Origin of the sequence: Sediminibacter sp. Hel_I_10, assembly GCF_000688335.1 — a bacterium.
Classification (GTDB): Bacteria; Bacteroidota; Bacteroidia; order Flavobacteriales; family Flavobacteriaceae; genus Psychroserpens.
The window spans coordinates 55,908-79,362 of record NZ_JHZX01000001.1 but is presented as its reverse complement, the minus strand read 5'-3'; the positions used below and the strand labels follow the sequence as shown (position 1 = coordinate 79,362).

Sequence of the window (23,455 nt, the reverse complement as noted above, 5' to 3'; positions counted from 1 at the left end):
TAGGGTTTGAATACTTCATTTTTTAATTACATTTGATTAACTAATGTAATGAAATACACATGCTGACATCCGCTAAAAGTGCGATAGAATTTGACCGAAAAAACCTTGATAATAGTGTGCTTTTAAATCTTTATGAAGGCATGCTCAAGCCCAGAATGATAGAGGAAAAAATGCTTATTTTGCTACGCCAAGGTAAGATTTCAAAGTGGTTTTCTGGGATTGGTCAAGAGGCAATATCGGTTGGGTTAACCATGGCCATGAAACCAGAAGAATACATTTTGCCAATGCATCGTAATTTGGGTGTATTTACAAGTAGAAATATTCCATTATATCGTTTATTTTCACAATGGCAAGGCAAATCGAATGGCTTTACCAAAGGGAGGGATCGTTCTTTTCATTTTGGTACACAAGAATTTCATTTGGTGGGAATGATATCACATCTTGGTCCTCAATTAGGGGTTGCAGATGGTATTGCCTTAGCTAATCTTTTAAAAGGAAATCATCAGGCCACTGCTGTTTTTAGTGGTGAAGGCGGTACAAGTGAAGGTGATTTTCATGAGGCGCTTAACGTAGCGTCGGTTTGGCAATTACCAGTATTGTTTTGTGTGGAGAACAATGGCTATGCACTTTCAACGCCAACCAATGAACAATATAGATGTGAGCATATTGCAGATAGAGCCAAAGGTTACGGCATGGAATCTCATATTTTAGATGGAAATAACATTCTAGAAGTATTTACCAAGTTAAGCGAACTTACCGAAAGTATTCGTCAAGAACCAAGACCGATTTTATTAGAATTCAAGACGTTTAGAATGCGTGGTCACGAGGAAGCGAGTGGTACAAAATATGTTCCTGATGCGTTAATGGATGAATGGGCCAAGAAGGATCCATTGCTCAATTATAAAATATTTTTAAAGGAAACGGGCGTATTGTCAGACGCTCTTGAGGCTTCTATGGAAGCTAAAATTTCCGAAGAGATCAGCGTACATTTACAAAAAGCAAATGAGGAATCTAAAATAGTTCCTGATGAAACTATAGAGTTAAATGATGTCTACAAAGATTTTGTATATCAGGAAACTGTGTCAAATTCAAATAATGAAAACATTCGATTGATTGATGCGATATCTCAAGGATTAAGACAGTCCATGGAACGTCATGATGATCTCGTTATTATGGGACAGGATATTGCAGATTATGGTGGTGTTTTTAAAATTACGGAAGGTTTTCTTGAACAATTTGGTTCAGAGCGCGTAAGGAACACACCAATTTGTGAATCGGCCATTGTTGAGGCTGCGATGGGATTGTCAATAGTGGGAATAAAGTCTGTGGTTGAAATGCAATTTGCAGATTTTGCGAGTTCAGGATTTAATCCTATTGTCAATTATCTTGCAAAGTCACATTACCGATGGAATCAAAATGCAGACGTTGTGATCAGGATGCCTTGCGGTGCTGGTGTAGCTGCGGGACCGTTTCATTCTCAAACCAATGAAGCTTGGTTTACGAAAACACCCGGTCTAAAAGTGGTGTATCCCGCATTTCCATATGACGCTAAAGGATTATTAGCCACAGCTATCGAAGATCCTAATCCTGTATTGTTTTTTGAGCATAAGGCTTTGTATAGAAGTATTCGTCAAGACGTTCCGGTTGATTATTATACCTTACCATTTGGTAAGGCATCGCTACTTTCCGAAGGTCATCAAGTTTCTATTATTACCTACGGTGCAGGCGTACATTGGGCATTGGAGATATTGGATAAACATCCAACTATCGCTGCAGATGTATTAGATTTAAGAACCTTACAACCTTTGGATCTAGATGCCATTTTTGCTTCTGTAAAGAAAACAGGAAAAGTGATTGTGCTCCAGGAAGACTCGCTTTTTGGCGGTATTGCAAGCGATATTTCTGCAACCATCATGGAGCATTGTTTTGAGTTTCTAGATGCTCCCGTAAAACGAGTGGCAAGTATGGATACACCAATTCCTTTTATTAATGATTTGGAAGAGCAATATCTCGCTAAAGGAAAATTAGAAAAAACACTTCTAGAATTATTAGACTATTGATGAGATGCTTTTCCATTTTCGTGATGTTTGCAGTGCTCTTTTCCAATTGTAAAGAGAAAGAACGGGATATCTATGAATGGAAATCATTACAAGTCACATCTAGTGCCTTTAATTCCTTAGAGTATCAAACCAGCTCTAATCCGCACATTACCGCTTTTGGGGATAGCTTAAAACCAGGACTCAGGTATATTGCGGTCTCCAGAAATTTGCTAAAAGAAGGACTTGGGCATAATACCTTGGTAGAGATCGAAGGCCTGGAAGGCACTTATCTCGTCAAAGATAAAATGAATCAGCGTTTTAAAAATAAAATCGATATCTACATGGGAACTGATGTTGAAGCCGCACGGCAATGGGGAAGACGCAGGGTCAACATCAGTTATAGAGTGGAGATTGAGCAAGATTCCTTAAAATAGACTTACCTTAATGATGCTTCAGAAAGTATGAGCGGATAAGCAGTTCTCACCTCCTGTAGTTCCTCTTTGTTCAAATCATTTGAACTTTTATCAAACGTCTTTAATGCATAAACCGATCTGAGCTCATAATAGGCTTTTGTAATTTCATCTTGGACTTTAATGTAGAAATCATAAGAGGTTTCTAGATCATTTTTTAATGAGATTACCGCTTTTTTGGGATGGTCTGAAGCTGTTTTATTTTGATCTCCAAAACAGTAATCACAAGACTGATCACCGTTGTTGTCTATAAAGTTTTTGGTAATATCTTTTAGCTCATCTATAGAAATACGTTCGTTAGACACTAACAGTTCATTTTTCCCATTGATATAGATTTCCAGAATGTTGCGTTGTGCTATGGTAGCATCGCAATTTTGATTTGGCGGACAAATTCCCGGTAGCTTACGGCTGATGCCCTTATCTTTCGGAATCATGGCGGTTACTAAAAAGAAGATGAGAAGTAAAAATGCAATGTCGGCCATAGAACCGGCATTTACTTGGGGGGAATCGCGACGTAAATTTTTCATGAGAAAGCGTTTTTAAGATTTTTTTAAGAACTTCAAAAACAATACCAAAAATGATTATAGATTTAAAAATCTATTTATAATAACTTGTTTATGAAGGATTTGTTGACTTCGTGAACGCCTTCAAATTCAACGATATTTACAGAGTTCCCAAATAAAGACTTCGCTCTTTCAGTTTCACTTTTGATGCGTTCTTCGGTAAGATAGGCGTCTTTATTGCCATAAAGAAGGGAGGTGTTTCCTTTGAAAAACTCAAAATCGATAGGCTTCAACTCTTTGGGGATACTTCCAGAATGAATGACCAAATGGTCACATTGTAATTGTCGTTTGGCAATATAACGTAAAGCAACACTAACGCCTTGAGAGTAACCTAATACAATCATTTTTTTATCCTTATAATTCGTTTCTTTTTCTAAAATGGCATCAAAAAAACGTAGGATATTTTCGGTTTCTTTCTCGGTATTTTCTTTAGTAAGCCAGCTAGCTCCAACATGCTTAAAATTTGAGGATAGATAATATTTGCTTTGTGCTTGTGGTGCAATAATATAGTGCTCTTCAGGGTTGAGTTCTTTAAAATACTTTAGAAAATAACGGCTCAAATAACCCAAACCATGGCATACAAACCAAACGTATTTGGTTTTTGCTGTTAATACATTTAAAGTGGAGTAGGAGTTGGTACTTTTATAGGAGATTTCTTTTTCTTCGGAATTCATTTCGTAAGGGCTTTTCGTACTTTTGTAACTATTAAATACTATTCTAAACCCAAAAGTAAAGGAATCTATGCAATTATCTAAAGAAGAGGTCTTGGCAAAAGCCAACGCAGCAAGTAAAAACACCTTAATGGAAACATTGGATATCGAGATGGTTGATTACGGTGCAGATTTTTTAGTTGCAAGAATGCCTGTAACGCCTAAAGTACATCAACCAGATGGTGTTTTGCATGGTGGAGCCACAGCGGCTTTAGCAGAAAGCGTTGGGAGTTTTGCATCACATATTTTTTTAGATATCGAGAACAAGTTTGTGCGAGGCCTAGAAATCACGGCCAACCATTTAAAAAGTGTAACAGAAGGATATGTTTATGCAAAAGCCACCTTTTTACATAAGGGAAGAACGACTCAGTTGTTAGATATTAGGGTAACTGATGGCGATGATAATCTTATTTCCATTTGTCGCTTATCTACGATTTCCTTGCCTAAAAAGAAGTAAAAATGTCCCACCTTGAGTTTTTTGAGTTTTTAGAAGATCAGTTTGATAAAGACTTCCCTTTTGTAGCTTATAGAAAACCGGAGGAATCTCATTTAAAAGCCCTTTTACAATCTACAGATGCATTGCATCAGGCCATTAATTTTTCTGAAAGTGGTTTTATTTGCGCTCCTTTTGATTCTGAAAAGCAAAATGTCTTGATTCCTTCTGAAATTTCAGCAACAATCACTTCAGATGATTTTTTAGAAACAACGTTAGAAAATAAACCCACCGTCAATACTGAAAAGGATGGTGTTGAAGATAGTGCTAGAACCAAACATCTCCAGTTGGTTGAGAAAGGAATTTTGGCCATAAAGGAGAATCGCTTTAAAAAGGTAGTACTTTCCAGAGTCAAGGAAGTATCTATTTCTGAAGAAGAACCTTTGGTGATTTTTAAATCGCTTTTAATGATGCATCCTACGGCATTTGTGTACTGCTGGTATCATCCAAAAGTGGGGCTTTGGTTAGGTGCAACACCAGAGACCTTGTTGAGTACTAAAGGGCTTAGCTTTAAAACCATGGCTTTAGCAGGAACGCAGCTTTACCAAGGAACGCTCGATGTAGAATGGGATAAAAAAAATCTTACCGAACAGAAATTAGTGGTTAATTATATTGAGGAACAATTGGTGTCTGTTGCAGAATCAGTAGTGGTTTCTGAACCAAAAACCACCAAAGCAGGGCAACTTTTACATATCAAGTCTGACATTTCGGGTCGTTTAAAACCAGATACCAATACACTTAAACAACTTGTTTCTTCGTTGCATCCAACCCCAGCTGTGTGCGGATTGCCAAAAAGCGAAGCCAAAACGTTTATCCTTGAGAATGAACTTTATGATCGGGAATTTTATACTGGGTTTTTGGGAGAACTAAATTTGTCTAAAAAAATATCGAGAAATAAAAACTCACGAAATGTTGAGAACAATGCCTATGCTTCTATAAAAAAAGAGAGTCATTTATTCGTGAATTTGCGTTGCATGCAGTTAAAAGATAAAAAAGCCCTTATTTATGTAGGAGGAGGCATTACCAGTGCGTCAGAACCCGAGCTAGAATGGGATGAAACCGTTAACAAGGCGCAAACCATGTTGGGTGTATTTAACTAGAATGTCTAGACCATTATAAATTGAAATCGCATATCCTTATGAGTTAGATTATTAACTCATAAGCGTTAAAAGATAGAGCTGTTAAAACTTTATAAATTCTTGTCAACATTATGGAACGATAACGTTATAATACCTTAATTTTGTGGGGATTTTTCTAGAAGCAGCAGATATTTTTATGTCCAATACTCAAGAGGTTCAGTCAAAAAAGGCGAACAAAAAGCGATTATACGATTACCAAGTTGACGATCTTCATCGCATTTTCGATGTTATGGAGAATACGCCAGATGATTATAATCTGCTCTATCAATTACCCACTGGTGGTGGAAAAACCGTCGTTTTTTCTGAAATTGTAAGGCGTTATATTGAGCAAAAGAAGAAGAAGGTGGTGATTCTCACGCATCGTATCGAGCTCTGTAAACAAACCTCACGCGTGCTTAAAGGCTTTGGAGTAAATAACAAAGTGATCAATAGCAAAGTGAAAGAATTGCCAGATCAAGACCAATACAAGTGTTTTGTGGCCATGGTAGAGACCTTGAACAATAGGCTTAATGATGGTAAGTTAAAGCTAGAGGATGTTGGTTTGGTCATTATTGATGAGGCACACTACAATTCTTTCAGAAAACTCTTTAAATTCTTCAAAAACTGTTTCATTCTAGGGGTTACCGCAACACCTTTGAGCAGTAACATTAAGCTGCCGATGAAAGATCATTATAAGGAGCTTATTGTCGGGGATAATATTTCGACCTTAATTAAAAATGGTTTTTTAGCTTCCGCGGAAATTTACAATTATGACGTCTCTTTAGATACTTTAAAGATTGGGATGAACGGGGATTATACGGTGAAATCTTCCGAAGCATTATACACCAATAATACCATGCAGAGCAAATTGCTTTTTGCATATGAAGAACTCTCTAAAGGAAAGAAAACGCTTATTTTCAATAACGGTATCAATACCTCTAGAGAAGTCTATTACACCTTTAAAAGGGCAGGTTACAATGTAAGGCATTTAGATAATACCTGTAGTAAACAAGAGCGAAAGGAAATTTTAAAATGGTTCAAAAACACGCCAGATGGTGTTTTAAGTTCGGTAAGTATTTTGACTACCGGTTTTGATGAGCCCTCGGTAGAATCTATCATCTTAAATAGAGCGACCCGATCACTGACGCTTTATTTTCAAATGATTGGAAGGGGCTCTCGTATTAATGGGGATAAAACAACCTTTAATGTGATTGACTTAGGAAACAATGCCATGCGCTTTGGGCCTTGGAGTCAAGATGTAGATTGGCAACACATCTTTAAAAATCCAGATTATTATTTAGAGAACTTAAGAAATGACGAAGACATTGAGCGTGATTTTGTTTATGAAATGCCAGAGTCTCTGAGAAGACGTTTTGTAAAGAATCCTAATGACGATTTTGATATTAAGGAGGAGTACAAAGAAGTGACCCGAAAAGGTAAAAAATCAATGCAAGCCATAGAAAATAGTATTGCCCAGCATTCGCAACTCGTCATCGCTAACAGCAGTGATGTTTTTGAGGCAAGAGAACTAGCAAAACTCCTTCATGATGATATTTGTTACCGCATAAAACAATACTGTTATTGCATTATGAACAGTACCAAAAACTACAAAGAGTGGCTTATAGAGGAGTACATGCGTAAGTTGCGTCTTAGTTTTAACGGAAAGTTTTAACTAATAATTAAAATTTTTAAAAGTCAAACGCATTACATTTGAAAATGGGAACGGTTTTTGAATCTTGGTTCCCAAATCATTGTCATTATGAAAATTAACGGTATTCTTAGCGCTTTAGTCATGTTCACAAGTCTGGGTTTTGCCCAAGTGGATAATAGCGAAAAAAAGAGCATCAGAATTCCTGCTAAGGAAATAGAAAAAAAAGATTCACTACCAGCTGGTTTCGAAATTAAACCAAACGAAAAATTTAAAACCCCCAAACCCAAAACAAATAGCGAAGGTCTTCCCACCGAGAGTAAAATCACTATAAAAAAGCCAGAGAAAGAATTCTCAATGATCGACGATAATGGTTTGCGCCAACCAGGCGAGCTTTTCGAGCAACGCTATAAAAAAGTGGCTGTAGAGCAAGGTCTAGCTATTGAAACTATGGCCGATGTTTTTTTAGGAGACATTAGAAACAACGGTAAGTTTGTAAATATTGTTTGTCGGGATCATGAATATCCTGATGGGGATATGGTGCAGGTTATTGTAAATGGCAAGGTGATTATCCCAAGGTTACTCCTTACCTCTGGGTTTAAAGGTTTCGACGTGTATTTGGAGCCTGGTATCAATCAAATTGTTTTCCTGGCCCTAAATCAAGGGGATTCTGGTCCAAACACGGCAGAATTTATCGTCTATGACGACAATAAAAACTTAGTGTCTTCAAAAAAATGGAATTTACTCACTGGCGTCAAGGCTACCATCAACGTGATTAAGGATAAAAACCCAATCACCCGTAAAGAAGTCAGCGAGGAGAAGAAGGAGGAATAATAAGTTTATAGGTTCTCTAAATCTCTTGACAAGCTGTTAAACAATTTCGCTTTGGCCTTTAAAAATTTATTTTGAAGTTCAATGGCCTTTAGTTGAGAATCGATAAAGTTCTTCTCTCGAGTATTTATAAGAAATATGGAACTTTCACCGTAACTGAATTTTCGTTCTTCTGCCTCCAACATTGTATTATTATCCGCTACAATTTCTTCAATAAGCATATTTTGAGTTTCAAAAGACTCCAATTCTCTATAAATGGCTAAGATCTTGTTTTGTATGTTGATTTTTTCATTGTCAATTTCAAATTGAAGATCTTGTAGTTTGAACTTCGCCAATTTCAAATCACCACGCTCTTTCCTTAGAAATAAAGGAAATGCGATGTTGAAACCGCCTTTATAATTATTAGTAATATAGGAATTACCAAGATCTGGGTTTTCAGTTAAAAAATTATACTGTACGTCAATTTTAGGTAAGAGTTTATTGGCTTTTAATCGTTTATCAACTTCTAAACCGCTATACTTTAAATTTAATGACTTTAATTTTGGGTGATTTTCTAAAACAAAATCAATTAAAGGTAATCCCGAAATTTCTAAAGTTTGATCAATGGACTCCTCGATATTTGCATCTGGAATCACGTTTTCTTGAATTTCAACAGGAAGATTATCGCCTAACCACAAATAGCTGGATAAGTCTAATGCAGCCTTCATAAGTTTGACCTTAGCCTGTTCTAGACCCAAAGCTCTATTTTTTACCGTTATTTTTGATTCTGTGGCATCAATTTCAGCCTTGTCACCATTTTCTACACTTCTTACAACGCCATTATATCTAATGGTCGCATTTTCTAAAAACTGCTCATACGTTTTAACTTCTGTATAGGCCTGGAGCCAATTAAAATAGGCTAATGACGCATCGTACAAGATTTGGTTGACTAAAATTTCACGATCTGCGATACTTTGCTCTCTAAAGAATTTCGCTTTTTTCAAGTCTGCCATGCGCTGGTTTATAAATAGCCCTTGACCTAAGGATGCTGAAATTCCTGCACTGTATAATCCGTCTTCTGGAACATTGTTTTGCGGATTTAAATACTCGCCTTCATTTTGCTCAAAATTAGCCTTAAGTTCAATGCCATACCAAGTTGGTATTTTAAAAGCCGCATTAAGTTGCTCATAATACTCTGTGCTTTTGAATTTTTTTCGATCGTGATCCACTTCAATTTTAGGATCAAACCCGCCACGCGCCTTCATTAAATTGGCTTGACCAATTTGCAAGGTCAATTCTGCTTGCTTCGCAATGGGATGAAACTTTTTGACATAGCCCAGATATTCATTAAAATTCAAAACAATAGTATCATTGCTTTGTGCATAAAATTGCGGCAAGTAAAAGAACGCCATACAGATAAAAATTGTTTTTTTCTGCGGAAAGGCTTTGCCTAAATTTCTAATGCTGAAACGTGTAAAAAATAAATAGGTCATTGAACTATCGATTAGTGGCGTTTTAAAATTTTATTAATTATTTTGCCTTTTCTTGGCTAGTTCCGTTTGGCTGATAATAGTTTGGTGGGAACCCATTGAGTTTACGCCACATCTCGTACCAAATTGGTACATCTTCTAATAGCGCAATAGTTCTTGCACCAGAGCCAACCTGTATGGCGTCTGGCCAATCATGGTCACTTTCATCTGGTGCCAAAAGCACTCTAAATTTCCCATTGGCGCTAATAAAATTTTCTATGGCAACAACCGTGGCGCCGTATGTTCCGTAGGAAGCATTTGGCCAACCGCTAAATACAATTGCAGGCCATCCATCAAATTGTACTCGTACAGATTCTCCTTTGTGAATTAAGGGTAAATCTAAGGGGTTGATAAATGTCTCCACTGCCAAATCATAATTAGCCGGCATGATGCCTACCAACTGTTGTCCTTCTTTAAAGGTTTCTCCTATTCCGCCAATGATCGCTTTATTGATGAATCCATCCTGTGGCGCTTTAATGTAGTACATGTCATTTCTCATCTCATAATTGCTAAAATCACTTTCCAGTTTAGAAACTTGGGCCTCTACATCAAATTGATTGGATTGGGCTGTAAACTTATCGCTTTGGGCTTTTGAGATCTTATCAGTGTATTCTGCATTAATTCTATTCAGCTCAACCATGGCATTGATTACTTCATTTTTAGAGGCTAGAAATTTGTTTTCCTGACTTAAGAGCTTGGCTTGTGTTTCTTGAAGTTTTGAGCGTTTGTTTTCTAATTCGGTTAAGGATTTTAAGCCCTCATTATAAAGTTCTTCGAAAGCGCCAAATTGACGTTCTGCAATCTGTAAATTGGTTTTCACAGCCTCTAGATCGATACTGTCACTTTTAACCTTGAGCTTGCTTTGTAATAATTTATTTTGAGCTTGTTCATATTTTAAGCCACGCTCTGTATTAAGTGCACCTACTTGATTATCTAATGCTTTGATTTTTTCAGAATAAGAACTAACCGAAGAGTTCTTGGATTGAATCTGCTGGCCAGTGCGTTCTACAAGTCTGGGGTCAAAATATTCGCCTTTAACTTCAGAAATTCGTAAAATGGTATCACCTGCTTTTACAGCTTGACCCTCACGAACAAACCATTCCTCAATTCTTCCAGGAATTGGGGATTGTATGGTCTGTGGTCGTTGACTAGGCGTTAAGGTGGTCACGTTTCCGGAGCTTATAATGGTTTGCGTCCACGGTAAAAATAGCGTAATGATCATTATAACAGCAAAAGTGATCAAAAAGCGATTAAATTGTTTATAGTGTCGCTTATGAAAGATCTTTTGCCCCGACTTATAGGCGGTTAAGTCTACGTCCTTATTAACAGATTTATGTGTTATATTAAGCATTGTGTCTTATAAATTTGAGTTTATTTTTCCGTTCTCCAGATCAATGGTTCGATTGCATTTTGTTTGCCAATCATCATTATAACTAACAACAACTATAGACCAAGGATGATTAGTATCTGTTAAAAAATCCATGATTTTTAAAGCTTCACCCTTCTCTAATTTATCCAATGGATTTTTGAGCAATAATAATTTAGGTTTGTTGATGATACTTCTTGCTAAAACAATTTTTTTACTTATTGAAGATGACAGGCGTTGCCCTTCTGGATAAAGAATGGTTTTTAAACCCGAAGGTTGTGATTTCACGAAACTATCAAGCCCTGTATTTTCTATGGCCCATTGTAGGGTTTGATCATCAATATTTTGATTGCCGAAAGTGATATTATCCCTTATACTTCCTTCAAAAGGTGTTTCTTCTGATAAAGATTGACCAATATAAGATCGATAATCATTGAGGTTTAAGCCCTTCAAAGATCGACCATTGACGTAAATATCACCCATTGTAGGCTCATTAATGCCAGCAATGAGTTTTAGAAGACTAGACTTGCCCGATCCATTGAGTCCTTTTATAAATATGCGTTCCTTGGGATGTATAGAAAAAGAAATATTGGATAATATGGGACGTTCTCTATCTGGAACCTTAAACTCTATGTTTTCAAGCTCAATGTGTAATTTGTCATTGTCAAGTATTACCAATTCTCCACCTTGAGATTCTAAATCCTTATCAACTACCTGTCCCAACTTCTCCATTGAGGTAAGCACATCATAAAAGGTTTCTAATCCAAAAATGAGTTTTTCGACAGATTGAATGACCAATAAAATAATGATTTCGGCAGCAACAAACTGTCCAATATTCATTTGTTGATTGAGCACTAATAACCCACCAATCACCAAAAGCCCCGCTGTAACGAGTACTTTAAAACCAATAAGCTTAATAAACTGTTGTATCAAAATTCGAAAGTGACTTTCTCTAGCATCCAAATATTCTGAAACGAGATAATCATTTTTGTTAAGTGCTAGACTCGTTCTTCCTGAAAGTTTAAAGCTTATAATAGACCTTGCTACTTCCTGAATCCAGTGCGCGACTTTATATTTCTGTTTCGATTCATCAAGACTTGTGTCTAGACCTTTTTGCGCTGAAAATTTAAATACAATATAGATTAATAGGATAAGCAAAAGTCCGTAGATGATGAAAAAGGGATGGTAAAACGATAATAGTAGCAAACCAAAGATAATCTGAAGGATTGCTGCAGGAAAATCTACCAAAAGCTTGGAAAGGCCTTTTTGAACCGTCAAGGTATCAAAAAAGCGATTGGCTAATTCAGGAGGATAATAATTACGTAATTCCTTCATTTTTATCTTTGGAAATCGATACGAAAATTCAAAAGAGGCTCTGGTAAATATTTTTTGCTGTACGTTTTCTATAATACGCATTTGCATGAGTTGTAAAATTCCTGCAAAGACAACACCTAAGGTGACAAGTACAACCAAAACTATCCAAGATGAGCTAATCTGGGCGCTTTGTAGTAAATTGATAATGGCTTGAATACCTAAGGGTAAAGACAGACTCACTAAGCCAGCAAAAATTGCATAAAAGAAAATTTGTCGAATGTCCTTTTTATCCAGCTTAAGCATTTTAATAAGACGTTGCCAGGATGATAATAAGGTTTTTGCCATATGGTTATTTGGTTAAAGCATTAAAAACTAAATGATTAAAATAGTCTGAAGGTTCTGTATGTTCGTTACAATCTGTTAACGATTTGAAATGATTTCTTAAAAAATGCTGATGTAAGGCACCTTCAATAACAGTGCTCGCTAAGCTATGTGGAAATTTGTAATCACTATTTACTTCTACCATCATATCTTGTAATCTTATCACAAGACGTTTGTAGATGGCAAAATAGCCTTCTTTATTCTCTTTATCAACTACTTTGGTGAGGTATGATTTCGAATATTCGTTGATGACCACTCGGTTCAGCGTCACTTCATCAATATGCGCAAAGGTAGAATCGGCTTCTATGGTTCTTGTCAAAACATTTATAGCCTTTACTAGCTTTTCTTTGGGATTATCCATATTATTGGTTGCAAATACCAATTGGTATTCTAACCAGGCCCAATACCAAGAGGTAAGGTAAACCAACAGTTTATGTTTATTGTCAAAATAGCGATAAATTGAACTTTCATTAGAGCCAATACGTGCACCTAGTTTTTTAAAAGTAAAGTTGTCAAATCCTATTTCATCTATTAAAAGAATGCTGTGCTCCACGATACGAAGGCCTAAATTTGAAGACTCTGGATCTTTAAGATAGATGTTATGATTGATGTCAATCTTTAAATTTGAAAGTAAATTATGCATAATAATAGTAATTACACGCAAATATAATAGTAAGACTATTAAAAAAAATAATTTTAACGTTATTTGGCAATAATAATCAACTCATTATAAAAATGTCATCCTTATGACGTATCTTTACGACGGATGGTGCACGTAGCATTATCTTAAAAAAAATGTGCATATAAAGAATGGCAAAGTCGCAACAGACCTTCAACAAAAGTGAAAAAGAAAAAAAACGTTTAAAGAAACGCGAGGACAAACGCAAAAAAATGGAAGCGCGTAAGCTCGAAAAAGAACAAGGCGGTACGGAAAATATTCCGTTTGCTTATGTGGATCAATTTGGAAATTTATCAGATTCACCTCCAGATCCTGCCGATAAAATTAAAGTTAAGGCAAAAAACATTGTATTGGGTGTACCCAAGAAGGAAGAAGGAGATGAAGAGGAGTTTGATCCTATAAGAAAAGGTAAAGTATCTTATTATGACAATTCCAAAGGTTTTGGTTTTATTATAGATACTGAAGATCAAGAGAAATATTTTTGCCACGTGAGTGGTCTACTCGATGAAATTCAAGAAAATGACAAGGTGCAATTTGAATTAGAAAAAGGACAGCGCGGTATGAATGCCGTTCGTGTGAAGCTTATTTAAATTCATCAACATATGTAATCAAAAAGCCAGTTCTAATTTTTTAGAACTGGCTTTTTTTTTAATCGATTGTCTTTTATACTATAGAACGATTAGGTTTTTTAGGTAACGTCGCATATTTAAATAGCATAATCAAAGAGACAAATAGCGTTGATAGGAAATAGAGCAAGCCAATAATGAGGAACTGTTTTGATTTATCGCTAAATGTTGGAAATTCATAAAACTCAGACAGTACGGCAAATACCATGAACAGGCTTAATATTATAATAATACAAGACAGAATGATTCCTGAAATCTTATTTTTAAAGATAATTTGAAGTACTAAAATGGTAATCAAACCTATAGCGATTGGATTATACATGTTTAAGGTGGAGTACCAGTAGTACAGCGCTGAAGCTACTAGAACGTATTCAGGAAGAATTAGAAATAGTTTTTTTAGTGTATTCATATGTTCTGAAAAAAAATTAGGTGGTGTTTAAGACACTTAAAAAAACACAAATTGGTGTATTGATCGTTTTTTTTGTTTTCAATTTAAAATTAAATAAGCACTTCTGGTAATATTCAATTGATTTTATAGCGTATTGAGCTCTGCAACTTGTCCCATATCTAAGTCCTCTAAGGTGATGTCTCCAACACGAACCCGCACCAAACGTAATGTCGGGAGCCCTACTTGAGCAGTCATTTTTCTTACTTGTCGAAATTTACCTTCACTAATTGTTATGGATAACCATGTTGTTGGTCCGTGACGCTCATCACGAATTTTTTTTGCACGTTCAGGAAAATCAGGAGCCTCCTCAAGTTCAAAGACCTTGCATGGTTTTGTAACGTAAGTTTCTGATTTATGACTAATGCTAACGCCGTTCTGTAAAGCATCAATAGCGTCTTGTCGCACTATACCGTCCACCTGTACATAATACTCCTTTTGGGTATTTGTACCTGTAATTTTATAGCTTGTTTTTCCGTCTGTAGTGAGTAATAAAAGTCCTTCGGAATCTTTGTCTAAGCGACCAATAGCCATTGTTCCTTCAGGGAAATCATAGAGTTCTCCCAAAAATGTTTTATTTACCTCATGCTTGGCATTGGTTTGAAACTGGCTCAAATAGCCGTAAGGTTTAAATAATTTAAAATGCCTATGGACAGCCTTAGACATTGGATTTCAAGATATCATAAACCAATTCCTTGGTGAGTTTTCGATCTTTTGCCTTGGCTCTAATAGCATCAAAACTCATTCTAAAATCACATCCTGTGGCATAAGCGGAGCAACCATAGGCCGTTTTTCCTTTGATAACGGTTCCTTTTTGACATTTAGGACAAGTAAGCGGATCGCTCTTTTTTTCTGCGGAAACTTTCGTTTTTTTAGGTTCTAGCACTAATTTAAAATGATCATCAAAGCGCAATAGGCCTTCAGTTTTTCCTGTTTCCGAAGTAAACCCCTTAAGATTTACGGTAGATCCTTTTTTTAGTAATCTGATAAACTGTTTTTCCGAAATGGTCTTGCCGAAAGCTTTAAAAGGTAAAACGAAGTCACAACCCGATTTGAATTGGCTACAGCCATAAGCCGATTTTCCTTTGAGCAGCTGTCCTTTTTTGCATTTGGGACAGATTTCTTCTGCAATACCTTTGATTTTGGTCGTTTTTACAGTTGCTTGACGTTGTTTTACCACAGCGGCTTGAGAAATGTTGGCACGAGCAGTTTCGCTGCGTACTTCATACACCAGATCATCTACCATTTTTTTCATGTTGCTGATAAAACGGCCAGCACTATAAGTGCCTTTTTCAATGTCTTTCAATTGCTTCTCCCAAAGTCCGGTTAGCTCGGCCGATTTCAAAAGTTCGTTTTGAATGGTATCAATTAGTGCAATACCGGTAACCGTTGGCAGTAACTGTTTCTTATTACGTTTAATATACTGGCGCTTAAACAGCGTTTCGATAATATTGGCGCGGGTAGAAGGACGACCAATACCGTTCTCTTTCATTAAGTCCCGAAGTTCATCATTATCTACTTGTTTTCCTGCGGTTTCCATGGCACGCAGGAGGGAGGCCTCGGTAAATTGATTAGGTGGTTTGGTTTGTTTTTCTAAAAAGGAAGGCTCATGAGGTCCCTTTTCCCCTTTATTGAAATTGGGTAAATCAGTTTCCTTGGAGTTAGTGCTTGAAGCCGTTTTTCCAAACTTAAACACCGTTTTCCAACCCTCTTTTAAAATTTCTTTGCCGGTAGTCTTAAAATGAACATCATCTGCTTTGCCCACAACTGTGGTATTAGAGACATCACAATCGGGATAGAATACTGCGATAAATCGTTTTACAATGATGTCATAAACCCGTTGTTGGTTATACTGTAAATGGATCTCAACTCCTGTTGGAATAATCGCGTGGTGATCGGTTACTTTTTTATCATTAAAAACTTTCGATGATTTTTTGATTTTTTTATCTAGAAGAGATTGAGTCAGCTCCTGGTATTTGGTCAGGTTTTTAAGAATTCCGGCCACTTTTGGATAGACATCCGAAGGTAAAAACGTGGTGTCTACCCTAGGATATGTAACCACTTTTTGCTCATATAATGTCTGTACAATTTTTAACGTGTCATCTGCTGAAAAACCAAATTTAGTGTTACAATAGACTTGAAGACCAGTTAAATCAAAAAGTTTAGGAGCATACTCTTTGCCTTTCTTTTTGGTAACAGAAACGATTTCAAAATCATGCTCTTTCACTTTTTTAGCAAGGACTTCTCCATCTTCCATTTTGAGAAAACGTCCTTCTTCGTAGGCAAATAAGGTATCACGATATAAGGTTTGCAACTCCCAATAAGGCTGGGGCTTAAAATTTTCAATTTCCTTAAATCTATTGACCATCATGGCCAAGGTTGGTGTTTGCACACGGCCAACAGATAATACTTGTTTATAGCCGCCATGTTTGAGGGTATACAATCTTGTGGCATTCATTCCTAACAACCAATCGCCAATAGCACGAGAAAATCCAGCGTAGTACAGATTGTCATAACTTTCAGATGATTTTAGATTTTCAAAACCCTCTTTAATGGCTTCCGTTGTTAATGAAGAGATCCATAAACGCTGCACTTTGCCCTTATAATTGGCTTGATCTAAAACCCAACGTTGTATCAATTCTCCCTCTGTACCGGCATCTCCGCAGTTAATGACAACTTCGGCCTTGTCAAACAAGGATTTTACAATTTTAAACTGTTTTTGTATGCCAGAGTTACCAACGACCTTGGTTTTAAACTTCTCTGGTAACATGGGCAGATTGTTAAGATCCCAACTTTTCCAATAAGGTTTATAGTCATTAGGCTCTAAAAGCGTGCAAAGGTGTCCGAAAGTATAGGTTACAGCATAGCCATTGCCTTCAAAATAACCATCATGCTTAGTGTTAGCTCCAAGTACTTGGGCTATTTCTCGTGCTACGCTAGGTTTTTCGGCAATGCAGACTTTCAAGATATTTTGGATAATTTTAAAGATTACGGACTTCAAAATTACCCAAAAATTATCTATTCTGAAGGGTTAAGTTTTGCTATTCTGTATTTCAGGTGATTAAACTTTAGAAGTGCTGTTGAAGTAGTTTTTAAGTATGGAATCCATTTTTGTTTTACCGACTGTAATGTCTTGGATCTTTTTCCAAATCGTACTAGAGACCCATTTTTTTAGGGGTTGGTCTAAAGTAACAATATGACCAAAGACGGCGTTGAGTTGCTTATCCCAAACAGCATGAAAATTCACCAAGTCATCAGGATATACCACTTTACGCTCGGTACCTTCATCAATACCTTTAAATGGTTCTGAAATATTGAGGTACCCATAATCATCGGTCAATTGCTCACCAGGTTGAATGTCCCTAACCGCGATCTCAAAATCATAAGCGGTGGTGAGGCAATTGGACTTAAAACTATGGTTCACATATTTACCATCATCCCAGCAAAGCACATGGTTTCCTTTACTATTACGATAAGAATAGATGTCTAAAATTTCTTGAGTATTAGGAGGTAAGTTCGAAATTTGTGATGGGGTAAACTCCCGATCTAAAGGATCTAAAACCCATTTAATGGTACCAGCGGGAATAAATTCTGTAGCAACTAAGCCATAGCCAACATCATCATTGATATATTGCACTTCTGTTTTTGGGTGTATCATATAATTAATTTTTAGTGGTATGAATTTAGACATTTGTAGCATACAAAACTTAAAATTAATTTGAATTCAAACGCTTTTTTTGCTCTTTAGAAATTAATCTTAATGCTATTTTAACCGATTGTATAACGTACGGTCATTTTTGTTTGATTTAAGCTAATAATTTGAAGAACAGTAATCTAATCCTTTAGAGAATTCATCGCGTTTTATTAGGCTTCCTATAAAGTTAAGAAAATCAACGTAATTAAAAGAATTTTAGTGCTTTTGGTGAGCTAACGATTTTATGAGTAGTTTTAGATAAGACTATTTTAGGCCTGAAGTTAAAGCAAACCAGGTCTTTTTAAGTAAAGTGTCATTTTTAAAACTAGGAAGATTTCAAAACAGGAATACCCGATTTATAGCTATTACTCATCAATCTATAATATATTTCTTTCTGAATTCTAGCGGTGTAAATCCTGTTTTGGTTTTAAAAACCTTAGAGAAATAGGCATAATCCGTAAATTCCAAAGTATCTGCAACCGAGGATAAGTTGCCTTCAGAATGCACAATGAGACGTTTTGCTTCTAGTATAATTCTTTCAGAAATTAGCTCACTTGTGGTTTTGTCTATTGTTGTTTTTACAATTCTGTTTAGGTGCTTGGTGGTCATGCTTAAAGTTTTGGCATAAAATACAGGCAGCTTTTCATTATAAAAATTCTCGTCAATTAAATGCTCTAGATGCTCCAAGGTTTTCAAATAATTTGGAGGGAGCAGTTTTTGTGGATTGATATGAGACGTGTATGCCCTTGTAAGGTCTATGTAAATGCTATTGATGAGATTGACGATTTTCAACTCCCTAAAGTGCTGCTGTTGTTTAAACTCTTGAAAAACTTGACTAAAAAGCTGTTCTGTCTTTATTAATTGATTTGAATTTAGATCGAGATAAGGTGGATTTTGATAGGAATAATAAAATGGAAAGGCGCTAAGTCTATGATTCAAAAACTTCATTTCGTAAAATGCTTGCGAATGGAAAAAAATAAAACCTTTAGGGCTTGTCTTGAATTTCCAGAAATGGTTTTGTCCAGGTTTTAGAAAAAACACTGTTCCCGGTTGTATGTCATAAGAGTGAAAATCAATTTCATGGGTGCCAGTTCCTTCTGTAAAAAGCACACATAAAAAGAAATCATGGCTATGGGGCTTATCTATAAGATCTTTATTGGCTTTGATATGAGCTGAAAAATCATTGACATACAAGCCGTTCAAAGGCCTTAGGTCTTCAAATTGATTGATATTTAAAACAGGGATCTTCATGCTAAATGTCCGAAATGTACAAAAAATGGCGTTAAAACTATAAGATAAACGAGTAACCGAACTTCTACCTTTGTTAAAGAACATTAAGATCGAAAAGTTATGAACACAGTAGTCAATATCTTAACCTGCAAATGTCCTAAGTGCGAAAAAGGAGAACTTTTTTATAAAAAAGGGAATATTTTTTTATTGCAAATGCCTAAAATGAACGCGCATTGTAGCGAGTGTCACTTTAAATTTGAAAAAGAACCTGGTTTTTTCTTTGGGGCTATGTTTGTAAATTACGGCATTGCTGTTGCTGAAATGATTACGAGTCTAGTTGTATTTTGGCACTTTTTAGACCTTTCGCCGCTACATGTTTTTATGGTTATTGCTAGCTTATCTATTTTAACAGGAGCCTTCAATCTCAGGATTTCAAAATCCATCTGGCTGTATATGTTTTACAAGAAAGAATCGTAGGTTTTAAAATCGAAAACCATTTAAATTATAGAAAGGAGGGACGCTTTATAGCATCCCTCTTTTTAGCTTTAATTCAGCACATAGGCTAGCCCCAGTGTTGGTCCAACGCCAGAGTATAAGTTATCTGCCTTGTTAGAAGTGATGTTCTTAGAGTTAATATAAGGGATGATGATTTCGAGACCCAACTTTTCATTGAAAAAGTAATTGGCTCCAACGCCAATATTGAGAACCGAAATACCACCGCTTAAATCACTGTGTTGTGAATTTCGTAATTCGTCATCATCTGCATCATACTTTATGGTCCCAAGGCCAAAACCAAATTCACCAAATACTCTTAGTTTTTGTTTGTTTAAAAAATGATGCCTTAAGGTGGGTACAAACGCATAAGAATTATAGTAAGAGTCAACGCTACCTACTTTAAGGTCTTTCAGTGTGGCGTAAGAAAAATTGATGTCTATTGAAGTGTTATTTGAAATAAAATATCCAATGGCAGGTTTGACGACAATACCAATAATGCCAGATTTAAAGCCTTCAGAAGACCCGAAGAGCGGCAATGCAGAGAGGGTTAATTTGAGATCGTTTTTTTGAGATTGTGAAAATCCATTAAAGATGCTTAATACAAGAACTGCTGTTACTACTAAATTTTTTTTCATAACCGTTTGTTTTTAGATGTGATGATGCGTAGCAGACAGTAATAATTGTTCCGTTTTTTTAGGAGTTTTTAAATTGATTAAAGGGAAAGAGAGGTAGTTTTTACTCATATTCGTAACTAATGGTTTCTACAACCTGACCGTTACTATCTGTTTTTTCTCTTTCAATGGGAAAACCATCAGCATCATATTGATAAGCATAGGAGAAGGAACTTAGAAGATTGTTATTTTCATCATAGGTGGCATAAGACAAGATATTATTTTCATTCATGGCATTGAGTCTATAGCCCCAAATTCGTCTCTTGATTTGGATATCTAAGTTTTTTAGCGGGTGTTTTTTATCGTCATATGTGTATTGAAGTTTAAAAACGACAGCATCGGTATTATCCGTTTGAACTTCTTGAATGATATTTCCATAAGAATATTCGAAAATTCGGCTGCCTCCAGAATTCCATTGATTATTTGTGAAGTTGAAAAAATTATATAAAACTATTTTTCCACTACTTTGCAGGAAGTAGTCGTGCTTTTGAATAGGATTTCCGTTCACGGTGACTACATCAGACTTAAGAATATTATTTTCATATTCAAAATCAGTTTGCTCATATTCTAAGTCATAAATTTCTGTTTGAAAGTTATATTCTAAAATACGCTCGTAATCTAATTGACTTCCTAAGTAAGCATATTCCGTTTTTCGGTCAAGATCATTGGTTAGTGAGACCAGTTTATTATTACCATATTCAAACGTCAAAATAGATTGAGATATATCATTTTGCGAAACGGTTATTTTTTTTATTAATTTTTGACTTTGATTAAAGGCATTTTGATTGTTATCATCAGATGAACAGGCTAAAATTGTGATTCCAATTAAAATTATAATTAGCAGGTTAAGTTTATTCATTTAAAAAAATGTTTTAAATACGTTTTTGTATATGATTTTCAATTTCATTTAATAAACAAACTTAAAAAATAAAAAGATTTTCAGTTGCCACGGCTCATAAAATAAAGAGATTTATTAGTATTTATTTAAAATCGGCTTCATTAGATAGAGGTTCTTTATATACATTATCCATTTCTATATGCTATTGGATGTTTCTAATTTTATATTTTATTTAACTGCTTTAAAAAACGATGTTCTTTAATAGTACCAGAGATTATGATACAAATGACTACAAGTAGAGATATGATACCAGAAATTAGAATATAGTTATAGAATGCCTCGGAAAAGTATGTCTTAAAGTAAGGCAATAGCAGATAGAACCCAATACTATAAACTATAATGCAGATTGGTGTAATGAGGTAATTTACAGCTAATCGAATTTTATAGTATTTTTTGAGATAGGTGTGATAAGATTTATGGTTCATTGTAATAAGCTGACTCTCTTTGCGATATACAGAATAAAACTCCAATATAACTCGGAATGTAAGGCTTAAGATCATAAGCATTAAACCTAAATTAAATGTATTCCATTGATTAAATGCAAAATAGAAAGTATAGGTAATTAATATAATTACTGTTATTGACATAACCGTGATATTGATATATTGGCCACTCCGTTGTTTTTTTGCTTTCGCAATTAGGTCCTTAGGATCGTAATTTGAGATGTTTTTATCTTGTGTCTCCCATATGTTATCTAAACTATCATTTGTCATTTTTAATACATTTTAAAAGTGATTTGCGAATACGACTCAAGCGCGTTCTCAATGTGCCGTGGGCTAGACCAACAGTCTCTGCAATGGTGGCCTGAGCAATATTTTCTAATTCTAATAATATCAAAGCTCTATTCTGTTCGTTTAGTTGATCAATACACTGATACATTTTTTTAATATTTTTTTCATTATCGTCATCATAATCACCTGTTTTACTATTTGATAAAACAGCTTCATTAATTGGAATATTCTTATTGGATTTACGTAAATCTCCCAAACATACATTTACTGCAATTCTGTAGATCCAAGTGTCAATAGCTGAGTTGCCTTTAAATGAATTTCTATGTTTCCACACCTTTATAAAAGTCTCTTGAAGCCATTCATTTGCAAGGTCATTATTACCAGAAGCATATCCTAAACATAACCTATGGACCTTAGAAGCGTATGAATTATAAATTTTGGTAAAGTCCGTTTCTGTCATTATTCTTGTGATAATAAAATCATTTGTATTTGTTCTAAAAACCATTCAGGTTGGTCTAGCATTATAAAATGAGCGCTGTTTTCTGCCACAATGAAATCGTAATTTTTTAAATTTTCATATTGGTTTTTATATGTTTTCATTGTCGTGTCTATTCCGTAGGGTTCTGATGCTGCAATTATGGTAACAGGGATTGAAATCTTTTTTAAATCTTCTCTGAGATCTAATTTAAGATAATCTGTGTAGCCGTAAACATAGGTTTTTCGATCAGATTCTAAAATCCAATTTTTGATTTTTTCTTGTGCCGATGCATTAAGGCTCATGCTTTTTGATAGCGCTGTTGCAGTTTGCGCAAAGGTGGCATCATCCATTGCCAATTGTTGATTGCTATAGGGGTTGTCATACGCTAAGTTTTCAGGATTAAAATTAGGAATCATTAAAGCTCCCGAAGCCGGTAGCGCATCCACCAAAATTATTTTTGAAAGGTTTAAATCCTTATTGGTAGCAAGCCAAGTAGCCACTGTACCGCCTAAGCTATGACCAATTATCGTTACATTTTGTAATTTATTTTTTGAGATATAATCTTTAATAGACGCATTAACTTTTGGTAACCAAGGAAAGCTAATGGGCTTTTTTCCTCCAAAACCAGCTAAGGTAACGATGTGACATTCGTAATTTTTTTCTAATACTTTTACCAAAGGATACCATACATCACCAGGAACTGTAAAGCCAGGAATCAATAGAATCGGATTGCCTTTTCCTGTAACTTCAACGTAGATCGGTTGATTTTCATCTTGCGCGTAGATTACTAAAGTAAAAGAAAAAAAGAAGAGTAATAAAATAAGTTGTTTCATGGTTTCTAAGTTTTGATTTCTCTTTAGATGCGGAAATCAAAAAATGTTACATGTGTTTTAAAGAATACTCAAAGAAATGATTTTTTTACGCGCTAAGAAGGTGTAATATTAGTTTGTGAAATATTTTGGCTCTTTAAGAACCGCTAAAAAATTGTAGTAGATAATTTTCTATAATTTAACAACGAGTTTATGACTAGTAAGATCTTAATAGGTTCTACATAATTATTACAGATA

24 protein-coding genes are annotated in these 23,455 nt (G+C 35.4%); 8 read left to right on the top strand and 16 right to left on the bottom strand.

Annotated elements, in window-relative coordinates; translation table 11 throughout:
- Positions 1-59: 59 nt before the first annotated feature.
- Complete coding sequence (locus tag P176_RS0100415; RefSeq protein WP_026752847.1) at positions 60-2,060, top strand: thiamine pyrophosphate-dependent enzyme; 2,001 nt, start codon at positions 60-62, stop codon at positions 2,058-2,060.
- Positions 2,060-2,473 carry a 3D domain-containing protein gene (locus P176_RS0100410; RefSeq protein WP_231481141.1) on the top strand — a complete coding sequence of 138 codons (414 nt, stop codon included), beginning with the start codon at positions 2,060-2,062 and terminating at the stop codon, positions 2,471-2,473. The genes P176_RS0100415 and P176_RS0100410 overlap by 1 nt, the downstream gene beginning before the upstream one ends.
- Before the next feature lie 2 nt (positions 2,474-2,475).
- Here the strand turns inward: P176_RS0100410 and P176_RS0100405 are convergent, their stop codons facing one another.
- Positions 2,476-3,036 carry a biopolymer transporter ExbD gene (locus P176_RS0100405; protein ID WP_026752845.1) on the bottom strand — a complete coding sequence of 187 codons (561 nt, stop codon included), beginning with the start codon at positions 3,034-3,036 and terminating at the stop codon, positions 2,476-2,478.
- Between the two features lie 74 nt (positions 3,037-3,110).
- Positions 3,111-3,746 carry an alpha/beta hydrolase gene (locus P176_RS0100400; protein ID WP_026752844.1) on the bottom strand — a complete coding sequence of 212 codons (636 nt, stop codon included), beginning with the start codon at positions 3,744-3,746 and terminating at the stop codon, positions 3,111-3,113.
- Positions 3,747-3,813: 67 nt separating this feature from the next.
- Between P176_RS0100400 and P176_RS0100395 the strand changes: the two genes are divergently transcribed.
- The 4 genes from P176_RS0100395 to P176_RS19860 all read left to right on the top strand — a co-directional run bounded on the left by P176_RS0100395 (position 3,814) and on the right by P176_RS19860 (position 7,875).
- Complete coding sequence (locus P176_RS0100395) at positions 3,814-4,239, top strand: PaaI family thioesterase (protein WP_026752843.1); 426 nt, start codon at positions 3,814-3,816, stop codon at positions 4,237-4,239.
- A 2-nt stretch (positions 4,240-4,241) separates the two neighbouring features.
- Positions 4,242-5,375, top strand: a complete 1,134-nt coding sequence (locus P176_RS0100390; protein ID WP_026752842.1) for a chorismate-binding protein — start codon at positions 4,242-4,244, stop codon at positions 5,373-5,375.
- Between the two features lie 175 nt (positions 5,376-5,550).
- A complete protein-coding gene (locus P176_RS0100385; protein ID WP_026752841.1) occupies positions 5,551-7,065 on the top strand; it encodes a DEAD/DEAH box helicase in 1,515 nt (504 codons plus the stop codon).
- A gap of 87 nt (positions 7,066-7,152) precedes the next feature.
- Positions 7,153-7,875 (top strand): hypothetical protein, encoded by a 723-nt coding sequence (locus P176_RS19860; protein WP_051605342.1) that lies wholly within the window; start codon positions 7,153-7,155, stop codon positions 7,873-7,875.
- Positions 7,876-7,880: 5 nt separating this feature from the next.
- Here P176_RS19860 and P176_RS0100375 read toward each other — a convergent pair whose 3' ends face one another.
- The 4 genes from P176_RS0100375 to P176_RS0100360 are packed head-to-tail and all read right to left on the bottom strand — an operon-like array spanning position 7,881 to position 13,084.
- Positions 7,881-9,344: a TolC family protein gene (locus P176_RS0100375; protein WP_369793734.1), complete on the bottom strand. Its 1,464-nt coding sequence runs from the start codon at positions 9,342-9,344 to the stop codon at positions 7,881-7,883.
- 37 nt (positions 9,345-9,381) lie between these two features.
- The gene (locus P176_RS0100370) at positions 9,382-10,731 is read right to left on the bottom strand and encodes an HlyD family secretion protein (RefSeq protein ID WP_026752839.1); all 1,350 of its coding nucleotides are present in this window, start codon (positions 10,729-10,731) and stop codon (positions 9,382-9,384) included.
- A 6-nt stretch (positions 10,732-10,737) separates the two neighbouring features.
- Entirely contained in the window at positions 10,738-12,405 is a 1,668-nt protein-coding gene (locus tag P176_RS0100365; protein ID WP_026752838.1) for a peptidase domain-containing ABC transporter, read from the bottom strand.
- 4 nt (positions 12,406-12,409) lie between these two features.
- On the bottom strand, positions 12,410-13,084 hold the full coding sequence (locus tag P176_RS0100360) for a TetR/AcrR family transcriptional regulator (protein ID WP_026752837.1): 675 nt from the start codon (positions 13,082-13,084) through the stop codon (positions 12,410-12,412).
- A 167-nt stretch (positions 13,085-13,251) separates the two neighbouring features.
- Here P176_RS0100360 and P176_RS0100355 point away from each other — a divergent pair, with 167 nt between their 5' ends.
- A complete protein-coding gene (locus P176_RS0100355; RefSeq protein ID WP_026752836.1) occupies positions 13,252-13,710 on the top strand; it encodes a cold-shock protein in 459 nt (152 codons plus the stop codon).
- Positions 13,711-13,783: 73 nt separating this feature from the next.
- Here the strand turns inward: P176_RS0100355 and P176_RS0100350 are convergent, their stop codons facing one another.
- The 5 genes from P176_RS0100350 to P176_RS0100330 all read right to left on the bottom strand — a co-directional run bounded on the left by P176_RS0100350 (position 13,784) and on the right by P176_RS0100330 (position 19,136).
- Positions 13,784-14,155, bottom strand: a complete 372-nt coding sequence (locus P176_RS0100350; protein ID WP_026752835.1) for a hypothetical protein — start codon at positions 14,153-14,155, stop codon at positions 13,784-13,786.
- Between the two features lie 123 nt (positions 14,156-14,278).
- Positions 14,279-14,857 (bottom strand): pseudouridine synthase, encoded by a 579-nt coding sequence (locus P176_RS0100345; RefSeq protein WP_026752834.1) that lies wholly within the window; start codon positions 14,855-14,857, stop codon positions 14,279-14,281.
- The gene (locus P176_RS0100340) at positions 14,850-17,156 is read right to left on the bottom strand and encodes a type IA DNA topoisomerase (protein ID WP_026752833.1); all 2,307 of its coding nucleotides are present in this window, start codon (positions 17,154-17,156) and stop codon (positions 14,850-14,852) included. Before P176_RS0100340 ends, P176_RS0100345 begins: the two co-directional genes overlap by 8 nt.
- Before the next feature lie 96 nt (positions 17,157-17,252).
- Positions 17,253-17,849, bottom strand: coding sequence for an SET domain-containing protein (locus P176_RS0100335; protein ID WP_026752832.1), 597 nt, complete (start codon positions 17,847-17,849; stop codon positions 17,253-17,255).
- Between the two features lie 408 nt (positions 17,850-18,257).
- A complete protein-coding gene (locus tag P176_RS0100330; RefSeq protein WP_026752831.1) occupies positions 18,258-19,136 on the bottom strand; it encodes an AraC family transcriptional regulator in 879 nt (292 codons plus the stop codon).
- A gap of 99 nt (positions 19,137-19,235) precedes the next feature.
- On the opposite strand from P176_RS0100330, the gene P176_RS0100325 reads away from it, so the two are divergent.
- A complete protein-coding gene (locus P176_RS0100325; RefSeq protein ID WP_026752830.1) occupies positions 19,236-19,592 on the top strand; it encodes a DUF983 domain-containing protein in 357 nt (118 codons plus the stop codon).
- A gap of 68 nt (positions 19,593-19,660) precedes the next feature.
- Here P176_RS0100325 and P176_RS0100320 read toward each other — a convergent pair whose 3' ends face one another.
- The 5 genes from P176_RS0100320 to P176_RS0100300 all read right to left on the bottom strand — a co-directional run bounded on the left by P176_RS0100320 (position 19,661) and on the right by P176_RS0100300 (position 23,221).
- Complete coding sequence (locus tag P176_RS0100320; protein WP_026752829.1) at positions 19,661-20,245, bottom strand: outer membrane beta-barrel protein; 585 nt, start codon at positions 20,243-20,245, stop codon at positions 19,661-19,663.
- Between the two features lie 100 nt (positions 20,246-20,345).
- Positions 20,346-21,140, bottom strand: coding sequence for a hypothetical protein (locus tag P176_RS0100315; RefSeq protein ID WP_026752828.1), 795 nt, complete (start codon positions 21,138-21,140; stop codon positions 20,346-20,348).
- 200 nt (positions 21,141-21,340) lie between these two features.
- The gene (locus tag P176_RS0100310; protein ID WP_026752827.1) at positions 21,341-21,892 is read right to left on the bottom strand and encodes a hypothetical protein; all 552 of its coding nucleotides are present in this window, start codon (positions 21,890-21,892) and stop codon (positions 21,341-21,343) included.
- Positions 21,882-22,370: an RNA polymerase sigma factor gene (locus P176_RS0100305; protein ID WP_037349072.1), complete on the bottom strand. Its 489-nt coding sequence runs from the start codon at positions 22,368-22,370 to the stop codon at positions 21,882-21,884. The genes P176_RS0100310 and P176_RS0100305 overlap by 11 nt, the downstream gene beginning before the upstream one ends.
- Positions 22,370-23,221: an alpha/beta fold hydrolase gene (locus tag P176_RS0100300; protein ID WP_026752825.1), complete on the bottom strand. Its 852-nt coding sequence runs from the start codon at positions 23,219-23,221 to the stop codon at positions 22,370-22,372. The genes P176_RS0100305 and P176_RS0100300 overlap by 1 nt, the downstream gene beginning before the upstream one ends.
- Between the last annotated feature and the right edge of the window lie 234 nt (positions 23,222-23,455).

Bases quoted from the DNA above. Each gene is read 5' to 3' on its own strand.
- P176_RS0100410 (WP_231481141.1), top strand. From the start codon at position 2,060: ATGAGATGCTTTTCCATTTTCGTGATGTTTGCAGTGCTCTTTTCCAAT.
- P176_RS0100305 (WP_037349072.1), bottom strand. From the start codon at position 22,370: ATGACAGAAACGGACTTTACCAAAATTTATAATTCATACGCTTCTAAG.
- P176_RS0100345 (WP_026752834.1), bottom strand. From the start codon at position 14,857: ATGTCTAAGGCTGTCCATAGGCATTTTAAATTATTTAAACCTTACGGC.
- P176_RS0100300 (WP_026752825.1), bottom strand. From the start codon at position 23,221: ATGAAACAACTTATTTTATTACTCTTCTTTTTTTCTTTTACTTTAGTA.
- P176_RS0100360 (WP_026752837.1), bottom strand. From the start codon at position 13,084: ATGCATAATTTACTTTCAAATTTAAAGATTGACATCAATCATAACATC.
- P176_RS0100375 (WP_369793734.1), bottom strand. From the start codon at position 9,344: ATGACCTATTTATTTTTTACACGTTTCAGCATTAGAAATTTAGGCAAA.
- P176_RS19860 (WP_051605342.1), top strand. From the start codon at position 7,153: ATGAAAATTAACGGTATTCTTAGCGCTTTAGTCATGTTCACAAGTCTG.
- P176_RS0100310 (WP_026752827.1), bottom strand. From the start codon at position 21,892: ATGACAAATGATAGTTTAGATAACATATGGGAGACACAAGATAAAAAC.
- P176_RS0100365 (WP_026752838.1), bottom strand. From the start codon at position 12,405: ATGGCAAAAACCTTATTATCATCCTGGCAACGTCTTATTAAAATGCTT.
- P176_RS0100330 (WP_026752831.1), bottom strand. From the start codon at position 19,136: ATGAAGATCCCTGTTTTAAATATCAATCAATTTGAAGACCTAAGGCCT.
- P176_RS0100370 (WP_026752839.1), bottom strand. From the start codon at position 10,731: ATGCTTAATATAACACATAAATCTGTTAATAAGGACGTAGACTTAACC.
- P176_RS0100395 (WP_026752843.1), top strand. From the start codon at position 3,814: ATGCAATTATCTAAAGAAGAGGTCTTGGCAAAAGCCAACGCAGCAAGT.
- P176_RS0100350 (WP_026752835.1), bottom strand. From the start codon at position 14,155: ATGAATACACTAAAAAAACTATTTCTAATTCTTCCTGAATACGTTCTA.
- P176_RS0100325 (WP_026752830.1), top strand. From the start codon at position 19,236: ATGAACACAGTAGTCAATATCTTAACCTGCAAATGTCCTAAGTGCGAA.
- P176_RS0100400 (WP_026752844.1), bottom strand. From the start codon at position 3,746: ATGAATTCCGAAGAAAAAGAAATCTCCTATAAAAGTACCAACTCCTAC.
- P176_RS0100405 (WP_026752845.1), bottom strand. From the start codon at position 3,036: ATGAAAAATTTACGTCGCGATTCCCCCCAAGTAAATGCCGGTTCTATG.
- P176_RS0100385 (WP_026752841.1), top strand. From the start codon at position 5,551: ATGTCCAATACTCAAGAGGTTCAGTCAAAAAAGGCGAACAAAAAGCGA.
- P176_RS0100315 (WP_026752828.1), bottom strand. From the start codon at position 21,140: ATGAATAAACTTAACCTGCTAATTATAATTTTAATTGGAATCACAATT.
- P176_RS0100335 (WP_026752832.1), bottom strand. From the start codon at position 17,849: ATGATACACCCAAAAACAGAAGTGCAATATATCAATGATGATGTTGGC.
- P176_RS0100355 (WP_026752836.1), top strand. From the start codon at position 13,252: ATGGCAAAGTCGCAACAGACCTTCAACAAAAGTGAAAAAGAAAAAAAA.
- P176_RS0100390 (WP_026752842.1), top strand. From the start codon at position 4,242: ATGTCCCACCTTGAGTTTTTTGAGTTTTTAGAAGATCAGTTTGATAAA.
- P176_RS0100415 (WP_026752847.1), top strand. From the start codon at position 60: ATGCTGACATCCGCTAAAAGTGCGATAGAATTTGACCGAAAAAACCTT.
- P176_RS0100320 (WP_026752829.1), bottom strand. From the start codon at position 20,245: ATGAAAAAAAATTTAGTAGTAACAGCAGTTCTTGTATTAAGCATCTTT.